This is a genomic window from Neptunicoccus sediminis, from assembly GCF_001719615.1.
Lineage (GTDB): Bacteria > Pseudomonadota > Alphaproteobacteria > Rhodobacterales > Rhodobacteraceae > Amylibacter > Amylibacter sediminis.
On record NZ_MDVX01000014.1, the window covers coordinates 70,298 to 86,749 of the forward strand.

General features: G+C 58.4%; 13 protein-coding genes. 9 read left to right on the forward strand and 4 right to left on the reverse strand.

All coding sequences use genetic code 11. The features are described from left to right. The first annotated feature begins 38 nt into the window (after positions 1-38). The 3 genes from BFV97_RS14510 to BFV97_RS14520 are packed head-to-tail and all read left to right on the forward strand — an operon-like array spanning position 39 to position 4,376. Positions 39-2,027, forward strand: a complete 1,989-nt coding sequence (locus BFV97_RS14510; protein ID WP_069301115.1) for an acyltransferase family protein — start codon at positions 39-41, stop codon at positions 2,025-2,027. Further along, on the forward strand, positions 2,024-3,616 hold the full coding sequence (locus BFV97_RS14515; RefSeq protein WP_069301116.1) for an FAD-dependent oxidoreductase: 1,593 nt from the start codon (positions 2,024-2,026) through the stop codon (positions 3,614-3,616). The genes BFV97_RS14510 and BFV97_RS14515 overlap by 4 nt, the downstream gene beginning before the upstream one ends. After that, positions 3,606-4,376, forward strand: a complete 771-nt coding sequence (locus BFV97_RS14520) for an SDR family oxidoreductase (protein WP_069301117.1) — start codon at positions 3,606-3,608, stop codon at positions 4,374-4,376. Before BFV97_RS14515 ends, BFV97_RS14520 begins: the two co-directional genes overlap by 11 nt. On the opposite strand, the gene BFV97_RS14525 is transcribed toward BFV97_RS14520, so the two are convergent. Next, the gene (locus tag BFV97_RS14525) at positions 4,318-5,871 is read right to left on the reverse strand and encodes an O-antigen ligase family protein (RefSeq protein ID WP_069301118.1); all 1,554 of its coding nucleotides are present in this window, start codon (positions 5,869-5,871) and stop codon (positions 4,318-4,320) included. The two genes, BFV97_RS14520 and BFV97_RS14525, sit on opposite strands and share 59 nt — an antisense overlap. Before the next feature lie 403 nt (positions 5,872-6,274). On the opposite strand from BFV97_RS14525, the gene rfbC reads away from it, so the two are divergent. Genes rfbC through BFV97_RS14550 form a run of 5 tightly spaced genes read left to right on the forward strand, consistent with a single transcriptional unit; the run spans position 6,275 to position 10,793 of the window. Continuing rightward, the gene (rfbC, locus tag BFV97_RS14530; RefSeq protein WP_069301119.1) at positions 6,275-6,841 is read left to right on the forward strand and encodes a dTDP-4-dehydrorhamnose 3,5-epimerase; all 567 of its coding nucleotides are present in this window, start codon (positions 6,275-6,277) and stop codon (positions 6,839-6,841) included. Beyond that, positions 6,838-7,875, forward strand: coding sequence for a dTDP-glucose 4,6-dehydratase (rfbB, locus tag BFV97_RS14535; protein ID WP_069301120.1), 1,038 nt, complete (start codon positions 6,838-6,840; stop codon positions 7,873-7,875). Before rfbC ends, rfbB begins: the two co-directional genes overlap by 4 nt. Then, positions 7,872-8,732, forward strand: coding sequence for a dTDP-4-dehydrorhamnose reductase (rfbD, locus tag BFV97_RS14540; protein WP_069301121.1), 861 nt, complete (start codon positions 7,872-7,874; stop codon positions 8,730-8,732). The genes rfbB and rfbD overlap by 4 nt, the downstream gene beginning before the upstream one ends. Beyond that, positions 8,729-9,598 (forward strand): glucose-1-phosphate thymidylyltransferase RfbA, encoded by an 870-nt coding sequence (rfbA, locus tag BFV97_RS14545; protein ID WP_069301122.1) that lies wholly within the window; start codon positions 8,729-8,731, stop codon positions 9,596-9,598. The genes rfbD and rfbA overlap by 4 nt, the downstream gene beginning before the upstream one ends. Continuing rightward, on the forward strand, positions 9,555-10,793 hold the full coding sequence (locus tag BFV97_RS14550; RefSeq protein ID WP_157888339.1) for a glycosyltransferase family 4 protein: 1,239 nt from the start codon (positions 9,555-9,557) through the stop codon (positions 10,791-10,793). Before rfbA ends, BFV97_RS14550 begins: the two co-directional genes overlap by 44 nt. A 23-nt stretch (positions 10,794-10,816) precedes the next feature. Here the strand turns inward: BFV97_RS14550 and BFV97_RS14555 are convergent, their stop codons facing one another. From BFV97_RS14555 to BFV97_RS14565, 3 genes are all read right to left on the reverse strand, one after another. After that, positions 10,817-12,181: an oligosaccharide flippase family protein gene (locus BFV97_RS14555; protein WP_069301124.1), complete on the reverse strand. Its 1,365-nt coding sequence runs from the start codon at positions 12,179-12,181 to the stop codon at positions 10,817-10,819. Continuing rightward, the gene (locus tag BFV97_RS14560) at positions 12,178-13,158 is read right to left on the reverse strand and encodes a glycosyltransferase family 2 protein (protein ID WP_069301125.1); all 981 of its coding nucleotides are present in this window, start codon (positions 13,156-13,158) and stop codon (positions 12,178-12,180) included. Before BFV97_RS14560 ends, BFV97_RS14555 begins: the two co-directional genes overlap by 4 nt. 323 nt (positions 13,159-13,481) lie before the next feature. Then, positions 13,482-15,089 (reverse strand): GMC oxidoreductase, encoded by a 1,608-nt coding sequence (locus BFV97_RS14565; protein ID WP_069301140.1) that lies wholly within the window; start codon positions 15,087-15,089, stop codon positions 13,482-13,484. Positions 15,090-15,391: 302 nt separating this feature from the next. Between BFV97_RS14565 and BFV97_RS14570 the strand changes: the two genes are divergently transcribed. Then, entirely contained in the window at positions 15,392-16,399 is a 1,008-nt protein-coding gene (locus tag BFV97_RS14570; RefSeq protein ID WP_069301126.1) for a sulfotransferase family protein, read from the forward strand. The last annotated feature ends 53 nt before the right edge of the window (positions 16,400-16,452 follow it).

Sequence of the window (16,452 nt, forward strand, 5' to 3'; positions counted from 1 at the left end):
CATCGTATTTGGAAAGAACATATTCAAGGATCATTTGATTGCATCAATACCGTAGAGAGATCGATGGACTGCGCGCGCTCGCCATCTTGCCGGTCTTGTTCTTTCACTTCGATATTCCCGGATTTTCGGGTGGTTTTGTCGGGGTAGATATCTTTTTCGTCATATCGGGCTTTTTGATTGGCGGTATCCTCTGGGGGGAGTTGTCAGACACCGGACGGGTGCGGCTGGGGCATTTCTATCTGCGCCGGATCCGGCGGCTGGCTCCGGTTTACTTTGCGGTGATCCTGACCTGCCTTGTGATTGGCTGGCTGATCATGCTGCCGTTTGATTTCCGCGCCCTTGGCAAAGAGATCATCAGCTCCTCGGTATATCTGTCCAACGTCTATTTCTTTTCCGAAGCAGGCTATTTCGACACGGCGGCCAAGGAAAAAATCCTGTTGCACACATGGTCTCTGTCGGTGGAGGAACAGTTCTATATCTTCCTGCCTTTGACCCTGCTTTTGCTCAAAGCTGTGCGATCCTCCCTTCCGGTTGTGTTGGGTCTTGTCGGGCTGGTCTCGTTTATAGCCTGTATTGCCGTGACCCCCCAGTCCCAGACTGCGACATTCTATTTGTTCCCGTTTCGCGCATGGGAGATGCTGGCAGGTGTCTTGCTGGCTGTCGCGGGCGCACAGCGGGGCCTGACATGGGATCTGCACCCCGCCCTGTCTTGGGGGGGCGTTGCGCTAATGGGGGCGGGGGTGACGCTGCTCGTTCCGGACCCCAGCTTTCCGGGCTGGAAAGCCGCCGTGCCGGTGCTGGGGGCCGTGCTGATCATCGCCAATGGAAAGAACACCAATCTGATCAATCAGGGGCTCTCCAGTCGGGTGTTGGTCTTCATCGGGTTGATCTCCTATTCGCTTTATCTCTGGCACTGGCCGATCGTGACGCTGTCTACCTATTATTGGGGCGAGGCGGGCTCGCTCCCTGTGCGTCTGGCGAAAATCGCTTTGTCTGTTGGCGTGGCTTACCTGAGCTGGCGGTTCATCGAAGGGCCTACCCGCCGTGCCAGAATTTCCCCCGCGTGGTTGTTCACCACAGCTGGTGTTGCCACGGCGGGGGCGGTTGCGGCAGGGGCGCTGTTGTTTGTCAGGGACGGACTGCCTGCGCGGTTTGATCCGCAGGTGCGCACCCATATCGAAGCCACGCGCGGATTCCGGCAGGACTGGCGCCGCTGTAGTGTACCGGCAGAGGGTGGTTTTGCCGGGATTGAGGTCTGCCCCATAGGCCCTGAAGGTGAACCGCGTCTGTTGATCTGGGGGGACAGTCATGTACGCGCCTTCAAGGAAGGGTTGGAGCAGGCGGCTTTTGAACACAATGTGCCTGCACTCATCATCTGGCGGGCGGGTTGCGTGCCGGCTTTCGGATTGGAGAAGTCCGAGAACACTTCGACTCCGGTGCAAAATACGGCGTGCGGTGAGACAAACCGGCAAATCGAAGCAGCCCTGAACACAGGCGCCTTTGATACGGTACTGCTGATCGGTCGCTGGACCTATTATACCCAAGGGGTCGGTGTCGGGCGCGATGTGCAAAACACGATCAAGATTAGCGCCACCGATGGGCACGAAGCCCCGCAGGATGCGCTGGTCCGCCAGGCGATGCAGGACAGTATCGCCACCCTGACGGCGCAGGGGCGCAAGGTCTTTGTGTTGCGTCAGGCTCCGGAAATATTCGACTATGATTCCCGTGTGGTCGCGCGGGCTCTGGCCCATGGCCGTATGGATCAGGAGGATGTGGCAAGGCTTTCCGTGACCCCGCTGGCAGATCTTGAACTGCGCAACGCCGAGGCCGACCGGATGCTCGCCGCCCTGACAGGGCAGGCCGAGATAATCGACCCCTGGCCGTTCTTTTGTGATGACACCGGTTGTTCGGCCATGTGGAATGGTCGTGCGGAATATCTGGACAACAACCACGTGATTAATACTACTGCCAAACGCCTGCGCGGGATTTTTGCCCCAGTGTTTGATGCTGCCGGAGGTGTACCATGAACCTGCAACAGGCACAGGCCCGCACCTGGGATGTGATCGTCATCGGTGCGGGTATGGGGGGCGGGATTACCGCGCGCCGGCTGGCTGAACAGGGGCTGTCCGTCCTGATTGTTGAAAAAGGTCCTCAGGATTATCCTCAAGAACAGCAGGGGCTGAACCAGAAGATGCTGGATCCGGTGGCGCGGCGTGTGCGCAGTTTCTGGCCCACACAGATAGAGTCCACGCTGAACGGACGTACCAGCCGCAGTTTTGCCGCCCTTGGGTGCGGTGTGGGAGGATCCTCGGTGTTTTATGCAGGCGCGTTGGAGCGCCCCGAACGCCACGATCTGGAAGATACACCGGCCATGCCCCATCCCACAGGGGGCTGGCCCGTCGGCTACGACGATTTTGCGCCCTATTATGCGCAGGCCGAAGACATTCTGCATATCGCTGGTGAAAACGACCCGCTTTCGACCGAGGCTGCGTTCCCGCTGAAAACGCCGCTGCCGATTGGTGCCGAGGAGCAGCGGATGATGGACAGGATGGCGGAGAGCGGGTTGCACCCCTACCGCTTGCCGCTGTCGATCCGTCAGGTTGACGGCTGCATGATGTGCATCGGGCATAAATGCCCGCGCCGTTGCAAGATGGACGGGCGCTCTGCCGGGATCGAACCGGCTCTGGCCACGGGCCATGCCATGTTGCTGACCGATTGTGATGCCACCGCGCTGGACTATGACGAAAGGGCCGTGACAGGGGTCAGGCTGACCCAAGACGGACAGGACGCGACCTTGAAGGCGCGTTTTTACGTGCTGGCCGCAGGGGGGTACGGCTCGCCCCGGTTGCTGTTGCGGTCGCAGGGACCAGACCCCGCCGGCTGCGCCAATTCTTCGGATTGGGTGGGGCGCGGGCTGATGTTTCACCTGAATGAGCTGTTCGTGCTTTGGCCCCAGCGCAAACATCGCTTCAAAGGGGCGTCCAAGGCGATTTCCCTGCGGGACCTATACAGTCACAAGGGCGAAAGATTCGGGGTCATCCAATCGGTCGGGCTAGAGGCTTCCTTTGGCAATATAGCCACATTCCTGTGCGGGCTTTACGACCGCTCGGTACTGCGCCATATCCCGAAATTGCGCTATCCGCTGACCAATATTCCGGCTCTGATTGCAGCGCGGATGTTGGGAGACGCCAAGATTTTTTCCGCCATTATGGAAGATCTGCCATACCCTGATAACCGGGTGGTTCTGAACAAAAATGACCCCGATGTGCCGACGTTTCAATATACCATCTCTGATGAGATGATGGCGCGATGGCGCACCTACCGGCGCCGGATCAGAAAGGCGTTTTCCGGGCACCGGCGGCTGATGACGGGGATGGCCCCCCAGTTGAATTTCGGCCATCCCTGCGGCACCTTGCGGTTCGGACATGATCCGGCAACCTCCGTTCTGGATGCCAGTTGCAGGACCCATGATTTGAATAATCTCTATGTGACGGATTCGTCGTTCTTTCCGACCTCTCTCGGAGTGAACCCCAGCCTGACCATTGCCGCCAATTCCCTGCGTGTCGGTGATATCATCGCCGCACGCGCCAGATCGGAGACCCCAGATGGATTATAGTCAAACCTTGGCAAACGGTGTTGTTGTCGTCACCGGGGCCAGCGCGGGCCTTGGGCGGGCGCTGTGTCAGGACTTGATGGGGCGGGGCGTGCGCGTTGCAGGACTGGCCCGCTCAAACGCCCCTTTGCAGGAAATGGCAAAAGACGCGCCCGAGGGATTGTTCTTGCCGGTTGCTGTGGATGTGGGCGATCCGCTGGCGGTTACGGAAGCATTTGCAAAAATCCGCAGCGAAATGGGTGCCGTAAGCGTATTGATCAACAATGCGGCGCTCTATCCGCGCCGTGATCTCCTTGAGGAAACGGTCGACAGCTTCATGCACACGGTGCAGGTCAATCTGGGCGGCATGGTCGCCTGCACGGCCCAAGCGCTTGCCGATATGGTGGAAACCGGCGTGGGCCGGATCGTGAATGTCACGACCTATGCAGGCAACAGACCGGCCCCGACGGCAGCAGCCTATTCGGTATCCAAAGGGGCCTGCCGGATTTATACCAAGGCGCTGCTGGCCGATCTGGGCGACCGGTTTCCTGACATCATTATTAATGAATGGATCCCCGGACGATTAAACACAGCGATGGGCATTCCGGAGGGACTGGACCCTGCCGATGTCGCCCGCTGGGGGGGCAAACTGGCGTTGATGCATGACCGTGAAATATCCGGAATGACATTTGCGGGGGATCGCTCGGTTCAACCCCCCGCCGGGATCAAACGGCGGATCGTGAACCGGATATTGGGGCGGGAGCGGCAAATTCATCTCGGCTAGGTCTTCTGCGCGGGGTTGGTTTGGCCGGATCTCCGCGCGGCCGTCGTTCGTATCGCCCCAAAAGGGCCCCCGTCACCATCCAGGTGACGGGCGTCAGTCCGGAGTTGGGGATCAGATCAATCAGATTGACCACAAGGATTACGCAAAGTCCTTGGGTGACGAAAGAATTTGCCAGCGCTCCCCTGCTTGTCATGTACAAAAAGGCCGGCAGGGTCAGCAGCCCGAATTGCGCCAGATAGCCCGCCCACCCTGCATTGCCAAAAACGATCACCCAAGTGCCATCGGTGACGGACAGATCCTTGCCGCTGACAGGGTCGTATACGCGGCTGCGGCCCCATCCACCCCAACCCAACAGAGGTTTTTCCGAAGCGCGCTCCAGCAGGATATCTTCGTTGTCGAGCCGGAATTTGAACGACTTTGCGCGATCGGCACTGATCGACTGGGCGAATTCATACATACGGTCCACCGGGGCCAGTCCCGCCGAGCGCATCATCGGATAGACCAGTACAGCCAGTGCAAAGACCACCGACAGGATACGCCAGTGCCGCGCTTTGGTCAGGAACATGATCGGCAGGAACAGTGACGCAATCATAAAGGCGCCAAGGGTTTTGGACATAAAAAGGATGAAGAAGAGCCACAGGAACGCATAAAACGTAAGCGCTGCACGTTGTGGCGGGGCGGCGGCTGTGTCACGTGCGCCCCGCAGTTTGCCTGCAGCAGACCTGCTGGCAATCCGTTCCCGGTAAAGCGTGAAGGCGGCCAGAACCGACAGCAGTATGAACAATCCGACCCGCAGCCCGTGCTGGATAAACACCATCGGGCGGTATCCTCCGTCCCGCACCTGCTGGCCAAACAGATGGGCGTGAAAGCCGTAAAGCCAGCGATGCAATTGCGGGCTGAGACGGATCTCGATCAGGATCAGCAGTGAATAGACCAGTCCGGCGGCGACAAAGGCGCGCAGCAATTGAACATGCGCCTCCTGCGTGGCCAGATGCCGCCGCGCCAGCAGAAACGGCAGCAGCATCACGGCGGTATTCAACATCATCGAAAAGATGTCATAGGTCCGGATACCCGGGATCACCCGCGGTCCGGCGACAACCATATCGTTGTTTGTCATCGAAATCCCGATCGGGGTGATAAAGAGCATCAGCAGGCACAGGTTCGCAATCCAGTTGTGCCGAAAGGGTTTCTTCTCTTTTTCCCTGGGGCGGGGCCGCCTTGCCGGGGGCGATGTTCCCGCAGCGACGGGCGGCACGCGGCGCGGCTGCAAGGGGGGCGGGGTCAACCAGCACATTATTGCCGCCATCAGACTGGGAATAAGCACTTTGTCCAAAGCGGGCAAAAGGGGAAGGTCTATTTCGGTGCGTTCGGGCAGAAACAGATAGCCGCCCATAATTGACCATACTAGTGCTTGTGGCAGGGGTAATCGCCGGAACAGGATGATCACAACCAGCGGATAGCTGAACAAAACAATGTATGCGAACAGATTGGGCATCAGCTTATGTCGGGTAGACCTCTATTACGTCATACTGTTGTTGATATCTTAACCAATAGATACCCTGCATGCCACAAACCATGACTTGTGATCCAGCACTGCTTTTGAAACGGAGAGGCACATGTGGCTTGTCTGTCGGGGTTCCTGACGTGCCGGGCTCTGACCTATGTGCTACAAGCTTTTGACAGAAATGAAGAATTGCGATATCGAGATACCCTTAATAGATAGTATGAAAACGGGATGAATCCCCATTTTTCCAATACGGATTTCCATAAGGAGACAACCTCGGCGGCGAGCGCTTAAAACATGACCTAACCTCTCCCCATTCGTGTTATGGTGTCTTGGAAACAAGAAGCGCGACACAGTATTTTAAGGGTATTCAGGGTGCAGAAAGTTTGAATTAATGATTGAAAAGACTGAATTGGACGGCGTTGTTATTATTGAACCGCGCCGCTTCACCGACAGCAGGGGTTATTTCTGCGAAACGTATAATATTAATACCTTGGCCGAATTTGGCATCACCACCACCTTTGTGCAGGATAACCAGTCTTTCAGCGAAGAGACAGGCACCGTGCGGGGGTTGCACTTTCAGGCGCCACCGGCGGCACAGGCAAAACTGGTGCGGGTGCTGAGCGGCGTGATCTGGGATGTTGCCGTGGATATCCGTTCGGGCTCTCCGACATTCGGCCGCTGGGTCGGCTGCGAATTATCCGCTGAAAAAGGCAATCAGTTGTTGATCCCTGCCGGTTTCCTGCACGGGTTCGTCACACGCACCCCAAAATGCACCGTGGCGTATAAATGTTCCGCCCCCTATGCCCCTGCCACAGAAGGGGCGGTGCGTTTTGACGATCCCGATCTGGGAATCGACTGGGGGATCCGGCCCGAGGACGCAGTGCTTTCCGACAAGGACGCGGCTGCCGCAGCTTTCGCTGATTTGAATACGCCGTTCACCCATGAGGCCCACCCTTGAAAATTCTTGTAACCGGAGGGGCAGGGTTCATCGGCTCTGCTGTTGTGCGGCTGGCAGTGGCACAGGGACACACTGTGGTGAACCTTGATGCGCTGACCTATGCGGCCTGTCTGGCCAATGTTGCCAGTGTGGCGGGCATGGCGAATTATGCCTTCGAACAGGCAGATATCCGGGACCGCGATGCTTTGGACCGTATCCTTGCACAGTATCAACCCGATGCGATCATGCATCTGGCAGCGGAATCCCATGTGGACCGCTCCATTGACGGGCCCGGTGCGTTTATCGACACCAATGTGACCGGCACCTACATCCTGCTAGAGGCCGCACGCACATATTGGGAACGGCAGGGCTGTCCCGACAGTTTCCGCTTTCATCACGTGTCCACGGATGAGGTCTACGGCTCCCTCGGGGTAACGGGACAATTCACCGAAACAACGCCTTATGATCCCCGAAGCCCCTATTCCGCTTCCAAAGCCGCATCCGACCATCTGGTCCGTGCCTGGGGTGAAACCTATAACCTTCCCATCCTGTTGACGAATTGCTCCAACAATTACGGGCCGTTCCATTTTCCCGAGAAACTGGTCCCGGTGGTCATTTTGAACGCTCTGCACGGGAAACCCGTTCCTGTGTATGGTGCGGGTGAAAATGTGCGCGACTGGCTTTATGTTGAGGATCACGCCGATGCGCTACTGACCGTTCTGATGCGCGGCGTGCGGGGGCGCAGTTATAACGTTGGCGGGGGAAACGAGGCCCGCAACATTGATCTTGTAAAAACCATCTGCAGTTTGCTGGACCGTCACCGTCCTGATGCAGCCCCTCACGGGGATCTGATTACCTTTGTGGCCGACCGTCCCGGCCACGACCTGCGCTATGCAATTGACTCTACACGGATCAACACGGAATTGGGCTGGTATCCTTCGGTGACACTGGAACAAGGGCTTGAGAAAACCGTCGCGTGGTATCTCGGCCACGCGGACTGGTGGCAGCCTCTGCTGGAACGGGACGGCGTGGGTACACGTCTGGGAGTCTTATGAAGATCCTCGTCTTTGGCAAAACCGGACAGGTCGCGCGCGCCCTGATCGCTGCCGGACCCGCCGCTGGCGTGCAGATCACCGCGCTTGGGCGCGATGATGCGGATTTACGTGATCCTGCCGCTTGTGCCGGGGCCATCGCCCGGACGGAGACGGATGCTGTCATCAATGCAGCGGCCTGGACTGCGGTGGACGCGGCCGAGGAGCATGAGGCCGAAGCCCATGTGATCAACGCCAAAGCTCCTGAAGCGATGGCCGCTGCCTGTAAAGACCGCGGCGTGCCATTCGTACATATATCAACGGATTACGTTTTTGACGGGGCGCAGGGGCCAGCATGGAAGCCTCAGGACCCCACAGCCCCGCTGAGCGCTTACGGGCGCAGCAAACTGGCGGGGGAAGAGCTTGTGGCGGCTACGGGCGCGCGCAGTGTCATCTTGCGCACGGCTTGGGTCTTTGACGGGACCGGCAGGAATTTCGTGACCACCATGCTGGGGCTGAGCGTGACCCGTGATGCCTTGACTGTGGTTGGCGACCAGACAGGCGGGCCGACACCGGCGGCAGCCATTGCTGCGGCCTGTCTGACCATCGCCAAGGCGCTGCACGCCGGGCAGGGTGCGCCGGGTGTTTATCATTTCTCAGGCGCCCCCGATGTGACCTGGGCCGATTTTGCCCGACGGATTTTTACCACGGCCGGACGCCCTGTCACGGTCACAGATATCCCCACATCCGATTATCCGACCCCCGCCATGCGCCCCGCCAATTCACGGCTTGATTGCAGGAGTCTTGAAGCAACTTTTGGCATCTCCCGCCCCGATTGGCAGGCGGAACTGGATGCTATTATCAAGGAGACCCTCCCATGAGCACCCGAAAAGGTCTGATCCTCGCCGGCGGCACCGGATCGCGGCTCTGGCCGATCACACAAGGTCTGTCCAAGCAGTTGATGCCGATTTACGACAAGCCGATGATCTATTACCCGCTGTCGGTTCTGATGCTGACGGGCATCCGCGACATCGGGATCATCACCACACCGCAGGATCAGGGACAGTTCCAGAACCTGTTGGGGGACGGGTCGCAATGGGGCATTACCATCACCTGGCTGGTGCAGCCCAACCCTGAAGGTCTGGCACAGGCCTATCTGATTGCAGAGGAGTTTCTGGCCGGAGAACCCTCGGCCATGGTGCTGGGGGACAATATCTTTTTTGGTCATGGCCTGCCGGAATTGCTGACCTCGGCAGATACCCAATCTGCGGGGGGCACGGTCTTTGGCTATCGTGTCGCTGACCCCGAACGCTACGGTGTGGTGGGGATGGACGGGGATGGGAAAGTGACCAAGATCATCGAAAAACCCGAGGTTCCCCCTTCAAACTATGCGGTGACGGGGCTTTATTTTCTGGACGGCACCGCGCCCGAGCGGGCACGTTCTATCCGGCCCAGTGCGCGGGGCGAACTGGAAATTGTCACCCTGTTGGAAAGCTATCTGAACGAAGACGCACTGACTGTGGAGCGTATGGGACGGGGCTATGCCTGGCTTGATACAGGCACTCACGGCAGCCTGCTGGATGCGGGCAATTTCGTGCGCACCTTGCAAAGCCGTCAGGGGATGCAGACCGGCTGTCCCGAGGAAATCGCCTATGAGGCCGGCTGGATTGATGGTGCTGCTCTGCGCGTGCTGGCCGAGCGTTATGCCAAAACGGGTTATGGCGATTACCTGCGCGGGCTGCTCTGATATGGGGCTGGCCTATCTGATGAACACCTATCCGATCACGTCCACGACCTTTGTGCGGCGGGAAATCCACGCCCATGAAGCCGCAGGTGTGCCCGTCACCCGTTTCGCTATTCGCGACTGGGCAGAGGTGCCTGTGGATCCGCGTGATCGGGACGAAATCGGCAAGACCACCTATATTCTCAAGCAGGGGGCTGGCAAACTTGTGACCCGCACATTGCGCGAGATGATATTGAACCCCGTAGGCTTTGCGAAGGCGCTGAAGACGACAATCCATCTGGCCACCCGTCCCGGCAGCACAGGGATAAAAAACGCAGCCTATCTGGTGGAAGCCGTATTTTTCAAACAGGCGGCGCTGGCTTTGGGGGTGCATCACGTCCATGCGCATTTTTCAACCAATTCCGCGGCTGTCACCCTGTTGGCCCGCCGGATGGGGGGACCGAGCTACAGTTTCACCGCCCATGGTCCGGATGAGTTCGATGACCCGATCGGCAATGCTCTGCCGGTGAAAGTCGAACATGCCGCTTTTGTTGCCGCAATCACCGATTACGCGCGGGGTGTGATCCTTGACGCCTCCGGGTCCGGGGCTGCGGATAAGGTCAAGGTGGTGCGCTGCGGCATTGATCTGGATGAATTCGAGACAACGCCGACACCCCCAAATAAATGTATCGTTTGTGTCGGGCGGCTTTGTCCCGCCAAAGCGCAAGCCTTGCTCGTCGAAGCTGTGGCGCCGCTGGTCAAGGATCACCCGACGCTGGATCTGGTCTTTATCGGGGATGGGGAAGACCGCGCCGGAATTGAAAAACAGATTGCCGAGCTTGGGCTTGAGAACCATGTAACATTGTCGGGTTGGGGCACAGGCGAAGAGGTCCGCGCGGCGATCAAAAGCGCTCGCATTTTTGCCCTGCCCAGTTTTTCCGAAGGTCTCCCGATTGTGCTGATGGAAAGTCTCGCCATGGCCCGCGCTGTGGTGACAACGCGGATTACCGGCATTCCCGAACTGGTGGATAGCGGCTGTGGCTGGCTGGTGGAGCCTGGCGACGTGCCTGCCCTGCGCACTGCGGTCGCGGCGGCCCTGTCAGCGGATACGGAGACTCTGGAAGCTTTGGGCGAAACGGGCCGGTCCCGCGTGATCCGCGCCCATGATCAGGCGCGAAATGCGGCCAAGCTGCGGACGCTCTTTCCCGCGAAACTGTAGTATTTTTCCGTTACTGAACGGGTTTACGCGTAGACATAGACGCAACCGGCCACAACAAGCGTCAAAACCAGCCAGAGCATATCGAAACGGATTTGTGTGTTTCCCAGAAACGGGCGCAGCACTGACAGGGTATAAACCGCCGTTATCAGCGGATTGACTGCGATCACCAGCAGGGCCGCTGACAGGCCGAGCGTATGATAGGTGAGCGGCAGCAATATACAGATCGACACGGCCCGAATGGCCGAGATTATCATCATCGTCTTGGAGTGGCCAAGGTTCATAATCAGCCCGTTGAGCGTGTTGAACCGCAGCGTCAGAAAGATGACCGACAGGATCGCCAGATAGCGCCCGGCCTCGCTGTAGACGGGGGTGTAAAGCAGATCAATCAGGGTCTGCCCGCCAAACAGCACGATCAGAAAGGCCAGAATACACATGATGTCGATGACGCTTTGAAACTTGCGATAGAGGCGGGGGACATCATCAGGGCGGGTGCGTATCATCTCGCTGACCGCCGGAAACCCGACGCTGTCGCTGATGCGCGAGATGATCATCCCACCGGCTCCGATCCATGTTTGTGCAATGGCATAGATGCCAAAGGTTGTGGTGCTCAGAAGGGCTGCCAGAACGAACCGGTCCGCGCTTTGCGCAACAAAGCTGAACACAGAGGACCCCATCAGCCATTTGCCGTAGTGCCAGATCCTTCCCGCGATTTCCGTATTCCAGGCCCATGTCATGCGGGGACCGGAAAACAGGAAGTGGGTGCTTCCCGATTTTAACGCGGCGCCTGTCAGCATGCCTGCCATCAGGGCCCAGACTGTTGGGGACAGGGCAGCGAATGCCACCATAGCAACAATTTGCAGCACCTGCCCGCCAACTTCGATCAGGGCAATATATTTCATGTTCAGGTGACGCGCAGCCAGATCGTAGGTGGTGGATTCAAACCCCATAATTATAGGCGTAAGGGCTGACAGCGTAATAAGCAGAGGCAATCTGGGATCGGCATAGACCGATCCCAAGGGGGCCATCGCGGGGGCCAGCAACCAGAGCGCCAGCGCGGTGAGCAGTACCCCCAGACCAATGGTCGCCCCCCGAAGGATTTTGAACACCCAGGCCACATGCAAAAAGTGCTCCTCATCCCCGTCAGGCTCGCGGGCGATGCTGCGGTTGATCCCGATGTCGGTGAAATGACCAAAACCTGCTATCAGAATACCCACCATCGCCATTAGGCCAAAGGCTTCGGGCACGAGGATTCGGGTCATGATCAGGTTGCTGGCCAGCCGCAGACCGCGTCCGCCCACCACCAGTATCAGGCTCCAGCTGCCGGCTTTGAGAATACGTTGTCCCAAAGATCCGGGACGGGGTGCAGGGGGGGAAGTGGGATTGCTCATTTATATTCAATCAATTCCGCATCATGGCCACGCCAGCGGCGCCAGTAATAATCCAATACGCCGCGGCATTCGGCAAACTTGCCCAGGGTCAGCAGCAATCCCCGTTCCCATCCAAACCGGCTACCGCCGTCGCGCAGCGCCAGCCGGACCATCTGTGCAGGATAGATTATCGTCATCCAAAGGGCCAAAGGCCCGAATACAAGACAGCTCAGTAGAATTATGACAGGAAGCACCAAGCCCCAGACCAGCGCACGGCTTGTGGTCGCGACGCCGTGCCGTTCCCCGCTGGCACCATACATCGCCGCACCTTCCGCCGCTGCATAACCGGCCCGCCGCGCGCGACTGAAAAACTGCCGGGCTGTCGTCATCGCGGCATCGTGCAGGGTCATTTCCGCGTCCAACCGCCAGATGATCCACCCCATACGTCGCATCCGCAAACACATTTCGGGCTCTTCGCCGGCAATAAGGTTTGGATTGTAGCCGCCCACCTCGCTCAGTGCCTGCATCCGGATCAGGGCGTCTCCGCCGCAGGCTTTGGCCTCACCCACCGGCGTGTCCCATTCCGCGTCACACATGCGGTTGTAAACCGAGACATCGGGGGCGCGTTCGCGCCGGCGTCCGCAAACCACAGCGACCTTGGGGTTTTGCGTTAAAAAGGCAGTGGCTGTTCTGATCCAGTCTGGGTCCAGCGTGCAATCACCGTCAATGAACTGTACCAGATCGGACCCTGTACCCCGCTCCAGCGCGTCAATTCCGGCATTGCGTGCCCGCGCTGCGGTAAAGGGCGTGTCTGTATCCAGCACCACAATTTCGGCTCCGGCAGCGCGGGCGGCGGCGACCGAGCCATCCGTTGACCCGCTGTCGACATAGATGATGCGTTCCAGCCCCTTGCCCAGAGATGCGAGACAGGCCAGCAGGCGCGCGCCCTCGTTACGCCCGATAATCACAGCACTGACGGTTGGGCCGGGTTCAATCATCGCGCTCTTTTCAAAATCCGCGCGAACATATTGCGCTTTGTCCGGCGACCTGTCCCGATAGTGATCCGGCCGCGGGAAATCCCCAAGGCAGAATGCGTCCCAAGGACTGTATCGTCTCCAATTTTTTGCGTTAGCAATATCATAGCGTCAAAGTGGTCCAGTTCTATCAGCGGTCTCTAAAAGTCGCATCAGGCAAGCTGATGCCTCTGCCGGTCCTAAAAAACATATCGTAAAGCAGATTGAATGGCGTCCGCAAAGCCTGCAGCGGGAATTCCATGCGCTAATTTTCAAACCGATGCTAAAACACCGCTTGTTAACCGGCTCTATCGGGGCAGTTTTTGACCCGAGGGGCCAGTGTGACGGGTCTTCAACCGGCCTGCAATAACATCACCGACCCGCAACGCATTGGCCGCAATGGTCAGACTGGGATTTACGCCCATTGATGTGGGGAAAAAGGATGAATCCGCCACGTATAGATTGTCCAGATCATGGGTCTTGCAGTTTGCATCCAGCACCGAAGTTTCCGGATCCCTGCCAAAGCGCAATGTGCCACAGGGATGGCCGTAGTTCAGTTCGGGCCGCTGGCCCATCAGCATGGTGCGATACCCTTTGAAGGTCTTTTTGATCTGGCGCCGGAAAACCTGACGGCGGTGCAGCAGTTCCGCAGGCAGATTGTAAACAAAGCTGGGGACCTCTTTGTCATCAGCGTCTACCAGAACGCGATTTTCGGGGTAGGGGAAATCCTCCAGAATTCCGACGAAGACTTTTGCCTTTCCCAGAACCTTGGCGGCGACCAGCGCGGGGATATTGGTCAGATAGCGCAGCTTCGGGATGCGACCCAGGACCGAGCGGTCATAGAGTCTGGCAAGATAGGCCGCGATATTGTTAAAGGACACCTCAAGCCCCAACGACTGGATCATTCCCATCCGCGCGCCGTTCACCGTGTAGATGTCGCGCAAGGACACAGCTTTGGTGGCTCCCTCAAAGCGCTGGTGCCGTTTTGGCCAAAGGGCAAAAACTTCGTTCAGGTGGAACATCAGGCCCCGCCCGACCCAACCGCTGGAATTGGCACAGCCTTTGGGGTTGGCCCTGTCCGACATTAACAGCAATCTGGGCGACCCAAGCGCCCCGGCGGCGAGCACGTAATACTGCGCGCGTAAACTATAACATGCGCCGGCATGTGCGACTGTAATTCCGGTAACGCTCCGGGTGTCATAGTCGATTTCTGTTACGTCGCAGTTCTCCAGCAAGACAGCATTGCCGGTTTCAAGCGCGGGTTCCAGTCCGGCGGACCGACCGTCCATCTTGCATTTGCGCGGGCATTTGTGACCCAGACAGACAAGACACCCGGGCAGGTTGCGAAGGGCCAGATGCTGGCGGTAGGGGTGCAAGCCATCGGCGCGCATTTCAGTGATCATCGCCGTCTCGCCGGCGCTGATTTCGGGGGGCGGGCCCAGATCCGACGGCGCTTCGCGGGACAACGGATCATGGGTGCCCGAGATGTGCAAAAGGGCCTCGGCCTGTTCAAAATAGGGAGTGAAAGCATCATAGCCGACAGGCCAGCCGCCAGTGGGATGTGGTATCTCGGCGGTCTCCTCCAGATCGTGCCGTTCGGGGCGTTCCAGCGTACCGGCATAAAAGGCCGAGGTGCCACCGACACCGCAGCCGATCGGGGCGAAGAACCGCATCTGGCGCTGGTTCACTGTGGCCTGTACCGGCTTGGGCCAATACCCGCGGATGCGGCGCGCGTGGGGGTCGGACATCGTCTCGTCGAGTTCTTGTTGTTCTTGGGTGTACCCTCTGGGGCCCTTTTCCACGACCAGCACCGACAGCCCCTGCTCGGCCAGCCGCCGCGCGGCCATACCACCGCCCATCCCTGCGCCAATTACGATGACATCCCAGTGGCGTGTTCGGGCATCTTGCGGTGTCATCTCTTTGCTCCTGAGACGGAAAAACTCCGGGGCACTGATGTCCCGGACCCGCCGCGCGTTGGTGTTGGTGGTGACGCAGTTGGTATCGCAGTATCCCGCCATGCCGTACGCGATGGCCGAACCTGTCGAGTTGTCACAAAACAGGGACCAGCGGTCAAGCATGCAGACCCCTGGTCTTGCGCTTTGGACCCTTTGGCAGAATTGTTCCGGAACAAGTTTACGGTTGACGGACTGTCTTGGTAACGGATTATGTTTCTGTCTGGAGGAGCTATGACAGAGCAAACGTTTGCCGTGATGTGGGCATGGCCACATTCGGTACCCAAAGCATGAGCGCCAGCTCCAAAGCCCGGCTATTGGCCCGCAAAGCCAAAGCGCATCTGATCCGTTTTGACGCGGCCCACAGACCCATCGTCGTTATGGCATTGCGCCGGGGAGGATCGACGATGGTGGCGGATACCATTTCGATCAACCGTGGTGTCTGGGGGGCCAATGAACCCTTTGCCGTTTTTGACGCGCATCCGGGATATGACCTGAAACAACGCCTGCTGCCGCCGCGCGAACATTCGCAGTTCTTTGAACTGGACCCCGAAGAGCTGGATCAATTCGCCCGCTTTGCCAAGGGTTTGCTAGGCGCACAATACCCCCAGCTTGGGTCTTGTGCGCGGCCCAAACCGTTTCTGAAGGCGGATCGGGTCTGCCTGAAGGTCTTGAACGCGCCTTGGATGATCGACTGGTTTGCGCAGAACACCAATGCCCATGTGCTGCCACTGGTGCGTCACCCCGGTGCACAGGCGATTTCGGTGCTGCGCCAGAACTGGGGCTTTGCGGTTGAAGCTTATGGTCGCCAGCTGGATCGCATCGGACATCATTTCAGCGAAGGTCAAAGAGAGATGATCACGGATGTGCTGAAGGGTGACGACACCTGGGCCATCGCTATCCTGGATTATGCAGTTCTGACGCGACTATTCTTTACCGGCTACACCGACCGGATTGTGCGGTACGAAGACATCGTCACTGATCCCGCCCGCTTTGTGGATGAGGTGCTGATTGCGCAATTCGGCCTGCCCGAACGGGACCGGATGCTGGCTACTCTGTCCAGACCCTCCCATTCCTCGCGGATGAGCTTGAACAGCGTGAACGAGGCTATCAAGGCGGGAAAAACCAATGACATCCTGCACAACTGGCGCAGTAAGGTCACACCCGAGATGCTGGCCGTCGGGCAGCGGATTCTGGATATGTTTGAAATTGAAACCTATCATTTTCTTGATGACAGGAAGGCAGATTTACAGCCCTCGGACAAGGGGCTGTGACACGGGTGGGGTGGATGGTATTTCTGGATGATAAAACGAACTGTCGAATCCAA

Bases quoted from the DNA above. Each gene is read 5' to 3' on its own strand.
- BFV97_RS14515 (WP_069301116.1), top strand. From the start codon at position 2,024: ATGAACCTGCAACAGGCACAGGCCCGCACCTGGGATGTGATCGTCATC.
- BFV97_RS14520 (WP_069301117.1), top strand. From the start codon at position 3,606: ATGGATTATAGTCAAACCTTGGCAAACGGTGTTGTTGTCGTCACCGGG.
- BFV97_RS14525 (WP_069301118.1), bottom strand. From the start codon at position 5,871: ATGCCCAATCTGTTCGCATACATTGTTTTGTTCAGCTATCCGCTGGTT.
- rfbC (WP_069301119.1), top strand. From the start codon at position 6,275: ATGATTGAAAAGACTGAATTGGACGGCGTTGTTATTATTGAACCGCGC.
- rfbD (WP_069301121.1), top strand. From the start codon at position 7,872: ATGAAGATCCTCGTCTTTGGCAAAACCGGACAGGTCGCGCGCGCCCTG.
- rfbA (WP_069301122.1), top strand. From the start codon at position 8,729: ATGAGCACCCGAAAAGGTCTGATCCTCGCCGGCGGCACCGGATCGCGG.
- BFV97_RS14550 (WP_157888339.1), top strand. From the start codon at position 9,555: ATGCCAAAACGGGTTATGGCGATTACCTGCGCGGGCTGCTCTGATATG.
- BFV97_RS14555 (WP_069301124.1), bottom strand. From the start codon at position 12,181: ATGAGCAATCCCACTTCCCCCCCTGCACCCCGTCCCGGATCTTTGGGA.
- BFV97_RS14560 (WP_069301125.1), bottom strand. From the start codon at position 13,158: ATGATTGAACCCGGCCCAACCGTCAGTGCTGTGATTATCGGGCGTAAC.
- BFV97_RS14565 (WP_069301140.1), bottom strand. From the start codon at position 15,089: ATGACACCGCAAGATGCCCGAACACGCCACTGGGATGTCATCGTAATT.
- BFV97_RS14570 (WP_069301126.1), top strand. From the start codon at position 15,392: ATGGCCACATTCGGTACCCAAAGCATGAGCGCCAGCTCCAAAGCCCGG.